At 48.6% G+C, this 10,065-nt stretch carries 11 protein-coding genes; 3 read left to right on the top strand and 8 right to left on the bottom strand.

The features are described from left to right. Nucleotides 1-293: 293 nt before the first annotated feature. The 4 genes from AAH187_RS06340 to ettA all read right to left on the bottom strand — a co-directional run bounded on the left by AAH187_RS06340 (nucleotide 294) and on the right by ettA (nucleotide 3,139). On the bottom strand, nucleotides 294-638 hold the full coding sequence (locus tag AAH187_RS06340) for a hypothetical protein (protein WP_342347599.1): 345 nt from the start codon (nucleotides 636-638) through the stop codon (nucleotides 294-296). Between the two features lie 86 nt (nucleotides 639-724). Beyond that, a complete protein-coding gene (locus tag AAH187_RS06335; protein ID WP_342347598.1) occupies nucleotides 725-1,177 on the bottom strand; it encodes a hypothetical protein in 453 nt (150 codons plus the stop codon). Further along, nucleotides 1,177-1,422, bottom strand: coding sequence for a hypothetical protein (locus AAH187_RS06330; protein ID WP_342347597.1), 246 nt, complete (start codon nucleotides 1,420-1,422; stop codon nucleotides 1,177-1,179). Before AAH187_RS06330 ends, AAH187_RS06335 begins: the two co-directional genes overlap by 1 nt. A 31-nt stretch (nucleotides 1,423-1,453) precedes the next feature. Further along, nucleotides 1,454-3,139: an energy-dependent translational throttle protein EttA gene (ettA, locus tag AAH187_RS06325; RefSeq protein ID WP_342347596.1), complete on the bottom strand. Its 1,686-nt coding sequence runs from the start codon at nucleotides 3,137-3,139 to the stop codon at nucleotides 1,454-1,456. Nucleotides 3,140-3,453: 314 nt separating this feature from the next. Between ettA and AAH187_RS06320 the strand changes: the two genes are divergently transcribed. Together AAH187_RS06320 and AAH187_RS06315 are read left to right on the top strand one after the other, a co-directional pair. After that, complete coding sequence (locus AAH187_RS06320; protein WP_342347595.1) at nucleotides 3,454-4,023, top strand: NUDIX hydrolase; 570 nt, start codon at nucleotides 3,454-3,456, stop codon at nucleotides 4,021-4,023. Nucleotides 4,024-5,209: 1,186 nt separating this feature from the next. After that, a complete protein-coding gene (locus tag AAH187_RS06315) occupies nucleotides 5,210-5,611 on the top strand; it encodes a hypothetical protein (protein ID WP_342347594.1) in 402 nt (133 codons plus the stop codon). 140 nt (nucleotides 5,612-5,751) lie between these two features. Here AAH187_RS06315 and AAH187_RS06310 read toward each other — a convergent pair whose 3' ends face one another. Continuing rightward, a complete protein-coding gene (locus tag AAH187_RS06310) occupies nucleotides 5,752-6,285 on the bottom strand; it encodes a methylated-DNA--[protein]-cysteine S-methyltransferase (protein ID WP_342347593.1) in 534 nt (177 codons plus the stop codon). A gap of 93 nt (nucleotides 6,286-6,378) precedes the next feature. Between AAH187_RS06310 and AAH187_RS06305 the strand changes: the two genes are divergently transcribed. Continuing rightward, a complete protein-coding gene (locus AAH187_RS06305) occupies nucleotides 6,379-6,846 on the top strand; it encodes a helix-turn-helix transcriptional regulator (protein ID WP_342347592.1) in 468 nt (155 codons plus the stop codon). Nucleotides 6,847-6,932: 86 nt separating this feature from the next. Here AAH187_RS06305 and AAH187_RS06300 read toward each other — a convergent pair whose 3' ends face one another. The 3 genes from AAH187_RS06300 to AAH187_RS06290 form a co-directional block, all read right to left on the bottom strand. Next, nucleotides 6,933-7,301, bottom strand: a complete 369-nt coding sequence (locus AAH187_RS06300) for a response regulator (protein WP_342347591.1) — start codon at nucleotides 7,299-7,301, stop codon at nucleotides 6,933-6,935. A 472-nt stretch (nucleotides 7,302-7,773) separates the two neighbouring features. Continuing rightward, the gene (locus AAH187_RS06295) at nucleotides 7,774-9,012 is read right to left on the bottom strand and encodes a hypothetical protein (RefSeq protein WP_342347590.1); all 1,239 of its coding nucleotides are present in this window, start codon (nucleotides 9,010-9,012) and stop codon (nucleotides 7,774-7,776) included. Nucleotides 9,013-9,321: 309 nt separating this feature from the next. Beyond that, nucleotides 9,322-10,065 (bottom strand): BREX system ATP-binding domain-containing protein (locus tag AAH187_RS06290; protein ID WP_342347589.1); only part of this gene is annotated, 744 nt, incomplete at its 5' end.

Below are 10,065 nucleotides of genomic sequence, written 5' to 3'. Positions count from 1 at the left end.
CTATTTAGTCTGTCTCATGGATCCTGATGCCTTATTTCCCATAGGCCACGACTTTGCAAGGATGAGGTCTACGGTCAGAATGGCAAACGTCCTGAGACGACAAAAAGTCACAAGGACATGTGTCTCCGGAATTGCGCGCGAGGGGAGGAGGGCACAGACAGTTATGTTGAATACCCCCATGAGGATTCGCTTCCCTTCGACCTTTCTCAGAAGGCACTCCTCAAAGGAAAACAGCGGTGGGCTAACAAAATGAAGTTGAAAATGGACGCGAACGGATTGTAGAAAAAGATCAGTCAGGATTGATGGGTCTCAAATAGGGCCACTTCCAACTCATAGCTGCGATGACAGGATCCACATCTGAATTCTACGGCAGACTGTTCGATATGGACTAAGCTAACCCGGACATCTTTGGGATGGTTCTGAACACATTCTTGAAGCCGAAGCAGTTCATGGCTATCGATTCCGGTAGTCTCTTCTGATGAACCCGAATCGTCGGGAAGTGTTAAACGGTGGCGCATCAGACAATTCGTACAAAGCACCCCAACAATGTGCGGGGGAGAAACAAGTTTAACGTTCAAACACAGCGGGTGTACGGAGAAACATTGCTGAAGAAACGCCCCGCTTTTATGCACGCTCATGCGATTAATCCCATCAATTCTCTTGTAAAAGAAATCACATCACCACCGTGATGATTAATTGCTCACTTCCGTGTGATGAACCCCGCCTAGCCTGAAAGTCCGCGTTGAAACGGGTCGGGGGGTTGGGGAATTGGGCAGATATCCCTCTCCCAATGACGCAAGATGCCCTCTTTATCAAAAGTCAAAATATACATAAAACAAAATACTTTTTCCCGTGGGCCACCTTGAGCCCCACCCATCAGGCTTCCAGCCTGCTTTCCCAAAGATTTCACTCCTGACGGATCCAATTCACTTTCAGACATGGCAAACCTGTATGTCCAGGTGGTCTCGTCCGAAAGCAAGGGATCTTTGACCATATGAGGTTTCCCCAACCTCGCTTTAATATCCGACTGTGTTAATACCCCCAAGCCATCGTCGAAATAGCTATCACGCCAGTGAGAACAGGAAACAAGTCCGAGACAGAGCATGAGGACCACACATGAATTTAATAGGTTCACAACAAAACGATGAGGCGTCACACCGCCAGATGATCCAGCCATCACCCCTTGCCTTGTGAACCCACAAAACAGGCCTTCACTAAAGCGAACACTTGTGCGACTAAGCCTGTCGCAATCATTCCTAAGGCGGTCGGAAGCATAGGAGTGCCAGGGTGTTCTAATCCATGAATACCCAGCATAAACCCTACCGCAACAAACAGAATGCCTATGACCCTGGCAATCATGACGGAACTACGTTTCCCGCTCGATCTTGAAACAGGAGGAGCCTTCTCTGAGGAAGATGGCATATTGACAGGCTCTTTTGGCATCCTCAATCCATCAGGATTTGGTCAGTTTTCTGTATCGAATTTGATGGGGACGTTCAGCAGCCTTCCCCAGTCGCTTTTTGCGATTAGCCTCATATTCACTGTAATTGCCTTCATACCAACTTACCTGGCTGTTCCCTTCAAAGGCTAAGATATGGGTGGCCACACGATCCAGAAACCATCGATCATGACTGCTGATCACCGCACACCCGCCGAAATGATTCAAGCCCTCTTCTAACGCCCGCAGAGTGTTGACATCCAGATCATTTGTCGGCTCATCCAGTAATAACAGGTTCGCACCCTCTTTCAGGGTGCGGGCTAAATGCACCCGGTTACGTTCTCCACCGGATAAATCCTTCACCATTTTTTGTTGATCAGAACCAGAAAAATTAAACCGTGACACATAGCCACGCGAATTCACTTCCATTTTCCCTAAGGCGACGGTTTCTTTTCCATCAGAAATACATTCCCAGACATTCAGATTGCCATCAATTTCGCGATTCTGATCGACATAGCCCAGTGTAACCGTTTCACCAAGAATGAGATCGCCCGTATCCACCTTAATCAACCCCGCAATAATTTTAAACAGAGTGGACTTTCCCGCCCCATTTGGCCCAATCACACCAACGATGCCGCCTTTGGGCAAAGAAAACGAGAGATTATCAAACAGCAGACAATCCCCATAACTCTTTGAGAGGTTGGAGGCTTCCACCACGACATCGCCAAGTCGTGGGCCGGAAGGAATATAAATCTCCAAATCGTCAGTTTGTTGGCTCTGCTCTTCACTCACTAATTGTTCATACTTCGTCACGCGGGCTTTCCCTTTAGCCTGACGGCCTTTGGGAGACATGCGAATCCACTCCAGTTCCCGCTCCAGGGTTTTCTGTCGTTTCGACTCGGACTTTTCTTCCTGCGCCAGTCTCGCCTGTTTCTGCTCTAACCATGAAGAATAGTTGCCTTGGAAAGGAATTCCTTGCCCACGGTCCAATTCCAGAATCCAACCAGCCACATTATCTAAAAAATACCGGTCATGGGTCACCGCAATCACAGTGCCCTTATATTCCTGAAGGTGCTGCTCCAACCACCCCACCGTCTCCGCATCTAAATGATTTGTGGGCTCGTCAAGCAGCAGGATATCGGGTTCTTGGATCAGTAATCGACACAAAGCCACCCTCCGCCGTTCGCCGCCGGACAAGAGGTCAACTTTAGTATCCGGTGGTGGACAGCGGAGGGCATCCATGGCGATCTCCAATTGATGCTCCAATTCCCACCCATTAACCGCCTCGATTTGCTCTTGCAGTCTCCCCTGCCGCTCAAGTAATTTTTCCATCTCCTCAGGACTCACATTTCCAGAAAAGGCTTGACTGATCTCTTCGTAATCTCGGAGCAGTTTGGCAACCTCCGCCCGCCCTTCTTCAACGACTTCCTTCACTGTTTTTCCAGGCTCCAAATACGGCTCCTGTTCAAACATGCCTATGGAATATCCCTTCGAGAGGGTAATTTTCCCGATATAATTGGTATCCAGCCCGGCAATAATCCTGAGAAGCGTACTCTTTCCCGATCCATTCAGTCCCAAAACCCCGATTTTGGCCCCGTAAAAAAATGAGAGGTAGATATCCTTCAAAACCTGTTTTTTCGGGGGATGAATGCGCCCCACACCCACCAAGGAAAAAATAATTTGCCGATCATTCGTACTCATGCCATTCACTCCAATCAGTTCTTACACGATCCAAGATTTGTCAGGGTTGCAAGAAGACACATGCAGATGCCAACCTTACCAAAGGAATACGAGGATTCACAATCCAGGCTGGCAAATGAGCCTCTTCCCTTCAAACCGTGACTGGGATATGCTCCCCATAAAGGATAGGGTGCATGCTATAAAGCACGGCATTGAATTACAGGCGAGACAGAGTATGATAAAGAAAGGCCCACACAACCCAGGTCTTTCAGATTGTGAAACACCCTCAAGCATCTCGCTCAACGACTTGTTCATCTAAATTCAGTTCTATCACCTTGCCCAACAACATCAAATACTGTGCTCAATGCGGATCCGTCGTTGAAGAAAAAATTCCTTCAGGCGAAACCCTTCTCAGAGCCGTCTGTCCATCCTGCCATATCATCCACTATGAAAACCCCAAAATCGTGGCGGGCAGTATTCCCGAATGGGAAGATAAAATTCTCTTATGCCGACGGGCCATCGAGCCACGATTAGGACTCTGGACCTTTCCGGCTGGATTTATGGAATTAGGTGAGAGCACCGAAGATGCGGCAGCCCGGGAAACACTGGAGGAAGCGCACGCGGAAATCAACATTCATAGCTTACTTGGTATTTTTAGCCTTCCACATGTGTCTCAAGTCTACGTGGTCTACCGGGCACATCTGCAAAACCTGAACTTTAAACCCGGCCCGGAAAGCCTAGACGTCCAACTGGTCACCTTAGCCGACATCCCGTGGGAGCATCTAGCCTTCCCTGTCATTCATGAATCGTTAACTCGATACGTCAGGGATATCCAAACAGCCACTGCGCAAACCCATTCCGCCGTCGTCCCAACCCAAAAGCCTCCATCATTTTATTCATCCTAACCGTCGACCGATGCCGAAGTGGTCCATTCAAAATGGACAATTGAAAAAAAGAGTCCTGTGAAAAATTGTGAATTGAGAGAACAGCAGTGAGGTCCTACTGTTTTTCTTTGATGCCGGGTTTCGCTCCGGCGGTCGAGGTCCTTTTCTTTCGGGAAAAGGACCAAAAACCAGTGACCCCCCGTCCGGCCGCATTGGATGGGACGGACGCGAGTCTTAGGAGGGCGGGCCAACTCGCTGCGCTCATACAAGGCCCGCCGGATGATCTGCGCGTCCATCCCTGAGGCCTGGCGGCAGGCGTCGGACAACGGGAAAAGGGCAGGGTGAGGTAGGGGAAACCTCAAACGGTGCCTAGTGCGAGGTAGAGGCGCAGAGCGATTCCGGCCAACTTATAGACAGAAGGACAGATCGGATAATGGATGGGCCAGAAAGCATCAGGCATGATGCATCTATCGACGAGTCATCCCTGCGGCTTGTCGGCAGGGATCTTTCTTGTGTTTCACCCGACGAAGCAAGCACCAGATTTGTACTCAGGCCTTGAAACCAACTTCCTTCCAGTTTAGTGTCTTGGGATGGCTCATCCGTGCACCTCCAATTTTCCCAGAATTCCTTTTATGGATTTCTCCAAGAAAGGGAAACCAGATGCAGCAGGTTTTCCGTGCATATCCTTTCCATACCTATCCAAGACTAGGCATGAATTGGTTCGTCTTTTGGTTTTTCCAACTTTTTTCCTCGTTTACCCTCTTTTGTTTATTCAACGGTTACTGGGGATGGAACGCAGACCACGAGAAAATTTGCAAATGTGGAACAAATTGATCGAAATAGCGCAAAATCCCATTATAACCTTGGCCTTAAGCTTAATCAGTATTTTGCTCGCCATTATCCTATATCGAATGAGTAGACGAGTTAGGGACCCAAAGTATTATGTTGAAAGCAATACAATCATTGAAGGGCTGGAAACCGAACTTGACGAGATAGAGGTAAGGTTCAAGGGCATCCCACAAACTCGCCTCACAAGATCGTTGATCTTTTTTTGGAACGCAAAAAAGGGACGATCGACCGCGACGATCTCGTCCCATTGGACCCTCTGAGGTTAATAGTTCCTTCTAATACGAAACTTCTTGATGCACGAGTTGTGAAAACATCGAGTCCATCAAACGAGTTCGGTATAGTCAAGGTGAACCAGGAAGTGGGTGAAAATCACGAGTGCGGAGTTGTCCTAGACTTCCATTATCTTGATTTGGAGGAAGGTGGAGTGATTCAGCTGATACACACTGGGAACAGACAGACAAAAATTCAAATGAAGGGAAAGATTAAGGGCGTGAAAGCGTTAGGAATTACTTTGCCAATTGCAAGAATACTCCACAATACATCTCCCTACCTCTTGAAAGTAATCATGCGCAGCCGATTATATGCTTGGCAAACTTCGCTTTTTTATTCATTTTTTGGGGTTTACCTCTTAGTCACACCGATAATTTCTGACGTAGCTTGGTATGTTGCTTTGCTGGCTCCATTTTTCTTCTTTGTAGCTTGGTTAATACATTTCATGTTTGTCTCAAGCAGACTGCCCCATCATCTGACAGAGCTGTAACTTGCAAAATCTAGGGAGCACCCAATAACAGGTCTTGTCATGTGGGTACACTTCTCTTCTGCCTTTTAGCGCGAAAAATGGTATCAGACATCTTAATCGAAGAGGCTTGAGCAGATTTTTCCCAACCTCAAGTGACCGACCTACAAAGACTTCTTGTCCGTTTGGTGTTGTTCCAATTCCAACAGGGCGGTTTTGATGGGTAGCCCACCGCCGTAGCCCACCAAATGGCCATTCGCTCCAATGACACGATGACATGGCACGATAATGGAGACAGGGTTTTGGCCATTGGCGGCCCCCACGGCCCGTGAGGCCTTTGGACTGCCAACCTGCCTGGCAATTTCACCATACGACACCGTGCGGCCATAGGGAATGCGCTGAAGAGCCTTCCACACATGCCGTTGGAAGGAGGTCCCTTGAAGGTTCAATGCGATCTGAAAACGTGTCCGCGAACCGTCAAAGTATTCCTTCAGTTGCTCCAGGGCAGCATGAAACGGCTCACGCGATCTTGTCCAGGTCGGCAGGATGTCGAGGGGGTGGGCTCCATCTTGAAACTGCAAGGCCTGCAACCCATCTGGGTTTCCCACCAATAGAAGCCGGCCAACTGGACTTGGACTAATCCAGTAGGATATTTCCAACTTCTTGGAGGACTTTTTGGTCACTGGTGGCTTCGTCATAGTGATTCTCACGATTGTAGCAAGTGAAGCAGATTCGGGTGTGGCAGAAATTGATGATGGACAGGTTAACCAACATTTTCCTATGATCGAATCATGTCCATTCATCAACATTTGGGTCATTGGTGTCAAACAAGAGGACTCTCTCTGGGTGACCTTAGCCAACAAACGGGAGTGCCCCTGACGAACTTACAGGATTTCCAAAAGGGAAACTGGGACCCACCGTTGTCCATAATGCCGTTGATTGCCCAGTCGTTGAATGTGCCTGAATCCTGGCTCCATCATGATCCCCGGACTCTTCTGCGATTATGGAACGACCCGGACGAGGATAATCCTGAACTTCCGAACACGTCTTCTCCCGATCCCCTGTTTCAACGAATTATCCAAACAAGCCGTGACCACCAGAACCTCTTCGTCCTACTCACAAGCCTGCTTCACCACGGTGATCCCAAATTAATTCGCGCTGCTCAGGTCAACCTTCAAAGTCTCTTTAAACAGGTTCGTCCCACCACTGTTCCATGGGGGTCGAGACCTCCAGGACACTTCGAACCCCCCAACGATTAACCACACAAGTTTTCTTAGCCAAATGTGGAGTTGAAGCACACGAGGAAAACGTCTGTTAGGGGTGCAGAAACGGAAGAAGATCAGACCTAATGCACTAAAGCCCTTTGCACGGTTTGGAGAAGCTCATCAACTGTAAAGGGTTTCTGTAAGGTACAGATCGGATGAAGTATGTGGTGAGGGCCCCTCATGGTTCCACCAGATGCGGGAATATTTCCAGTCAGAGTAATCATTGGAACACTAGGAGATTTCTGAGAAATAGTCCCAGTGGGTTCGTCTTCTCTCTCTTCCATTGCCACCACATCCATAATAATCAGGGACGCTTGGAAATTTTCATGATTTTGAAGGCCTTCCTGACAGGTCCCTGCGGCCATAACCGTATACCCGGCTGTTTCCAAAGAAAGAGAAACGGACTCCCTCACTTGGATATCATCATCAATCACCAAAATTCTATTCATTGAGTTAACCGTAAATTATTTACAACTAAAATGAAAATGGCCATTACCATAGAATAAACCACACTTCGTTCACCTAAGTAACGAGCAATTTACGTTCCCTCTCCATTTAAATTGCCTTATGTGACTATTTATCAATAAAAACAATTGCTTATAAAATATGATCAGAAATACTGTCGATACCAGCATGAAGGTCGAAACATTCAATATGCAGGGATTGGCATTCACTGTTTCCCCCCAACCATTCTCTGATGAACCTGTGAACAACCTGACTGGATCCAGGAGCCTGCGGACTTAGGGGATCGAGAGCGAAAAAGCGGCTGAGCAAGGCTAGATTTTGACGATTTCGCTGACCCATAGTGGGTATGGTCCAAGAAAGCGGCGAAATATGGACCGATTAGACACTTTTGCAGCCGATTCATCCTAAGTCCGACAGGCTCCTTGAACAATCCGTGACACCCCCTACAGTAACTCTTTAAGCATTTGGTGAGTGGTCATCAAACCGTCGACTGTTCCTCCATAGCCACCATAGTTGAATTCCGAAGCCGGTAAGCATCGCCGCTAACCCCACATATAATCCGGTTACTTGCCCATAAAGAACTCCGGCCAGTAAGAAGATGGAACTTCCCGTCAAATACAAACAGACAGCTTGAGTAATAAAAGCAGTCATTCCACGATGCACGAATTTTCCTTGAAAAAAACTTTCCCATGGACTCATTGCAGGAAAAATAACCATAAGCCAGAGCGCCGTCGAGGCCAACACGGTCAGCTCAGGTGTCAGAGCTGCGCCCCATTTAAACCAGAGGGTGGAGAGAGGAGTCGCGGCAATGATGAAAAGCATTCCGCTCGTACACATTGAAATCATTGCCACAAATCTTTTCAGAGGGACCTGAAAGTGTGGCCGGTCATACAGGGAGACAACCACCTCCTGCATCGCCAATCCTCCACTTCGAAAGACAAACGAAAGCCCCCCCAATACCGGCCATACAGCCAAGGACTCTATAGCGTGCGGCATCCGACTGATGGCTGCACTCAGTATCGGTAAATTCGCAAGGGAAATCAGTGGAGTAAAGGCGAGTGGCCAATAGAATTGGCCTAATTGCTTCAACGTGAGAGGGGAAGAATGCGCCGGACTCGCCTTAAGATTTCGGAGGATTGGACGCACAAAAATAAGAATAAAGCCAGCCTCGACCATCGCCCCAGAGGACATAGCAACGGTTGCAACGACAATCCCGGGGAAACTGGATACGGCTATTCCTCCAAGTAGAACGGCACTACTTACAACTAATCGAACCAATGTTCCCAGTCCAATCAAGCGGGTCTGCCCTGCCCGGATCACCACTCCCTGAAAAAACCTTCTCACCGCAATGGAGAGCGTCCATGGCGTCATGCATTGAAGACCGATTCTGGCCGGTTCCACAATACTATCAGGAACACCCAACACGTCTTGTACGATTATCCCGTACACAGGGGTAAAGGCCACCACAATATGAATGACTGTCAGAATACTTCCCAAGACCACAATGAAATTACGAATAAGCCGGTAGGCTAACCAATCCTTACATAATGCCGTTGACGCAACCAGAATCATAATGACCGGCGCTTCGATCATCAGGGAGAGAGGAAAAACCACCCCACCATAAGCAGCTAAATGGATCTCCGGATCAACAAGGCGGGAAACCGTGGCCGTCACCAGTGGAAACTCAAGGGCCATGAGCATCCAACTCGTGGCCAAGGGCCACCACATGCGGAAAATCACGTTGAACGGAGAAGAAGAAGTGAGGAGACCCCGCGAGCTAGCAACCACGAAACGACGCAGGGCTCAAAATAAACATGTTCGCAGAGAGTCCGACATGGGCAGGAAAGCTGAGAGAAAGCGAAATGCGAATCCGATCATACACAACTACCTATAGCTCATTGCCTGGGAAAGTACAGCAAGAGATCATTCACGAAAGGGAGCGTCCCTTTCGTGAAGATTCTACATTATCATGAAAGCGAGGAGTTCCGCCAAAAGGCCGGAACCTTACAACGGAGACTGAGGAAGATTAGTCGAGGAATGAGACTCACCTCGAATCGCATGGGTAACGAATTCCTGGTCTTCAGGCATTTCCCCAGTAGCAGAATCGGATTCCGAAGCAAAACGGCCGGCATGGCATTCCTCCGGGACATTCTCTTCGCGAAGGTCTTCCTGGTCGACACAAGAGGGCTTCCATGTCGAGGCTTCAATTTCACACTCTTCGCCGGGATAGAAACGAAGTGAATCCCAATGCGTCACCCAACTCTTCACGTATTTCCGCATACTGGTTCCTGGGACTATTTGGGCCGGATCATTGACCGCATTTTCCCACATATGCCACCCATGCCCCTTCAGATGAAGCGATCGAATCGTCTGGTAGGCTTCTTGAATCATGTCGTTCGGTGGTTGGCCGAGGGGAATACGCTGGGACTCCAATAAGCCCATGCCTTTCTCCGCCTTGTCGGCTAACATCCGCTCGGCCTCTGTATTCTTGGCTCGAAGTTTTTCCAAGAGTTTGACCTTGTCACCTTTTTTCTCTAAGACCTCTTCTCGAAAGTCATTGGTTAATGCCAGCACAGCACCCAATCCCGGTAGAGTAGGACCGCCATCTAAATTCATGAGGCGCGCCACTTCGGCATAAGATTTCGCTCGTTGATTCACCGAATATCGGCCAATCAGCTCGGCTTCATCGACCAGCAAAATCCATCCGGCATATCCCGCGGCTTGCATCAGACGAGCCGCAAACTGAAA

Source organism: uncultured Nitrospira sp., from assembly GCA_902500695.1.
In the GTDB taxonomy this organism is placed as follows: domain Bacteria; phylum Nitrospirota; class Nitrospiria; order Nitrospirales; family UBA8639; genus Nitrospira_E.
This window is presented reverse-complemented; position numbering and strand designations above follow the sequence as displayed.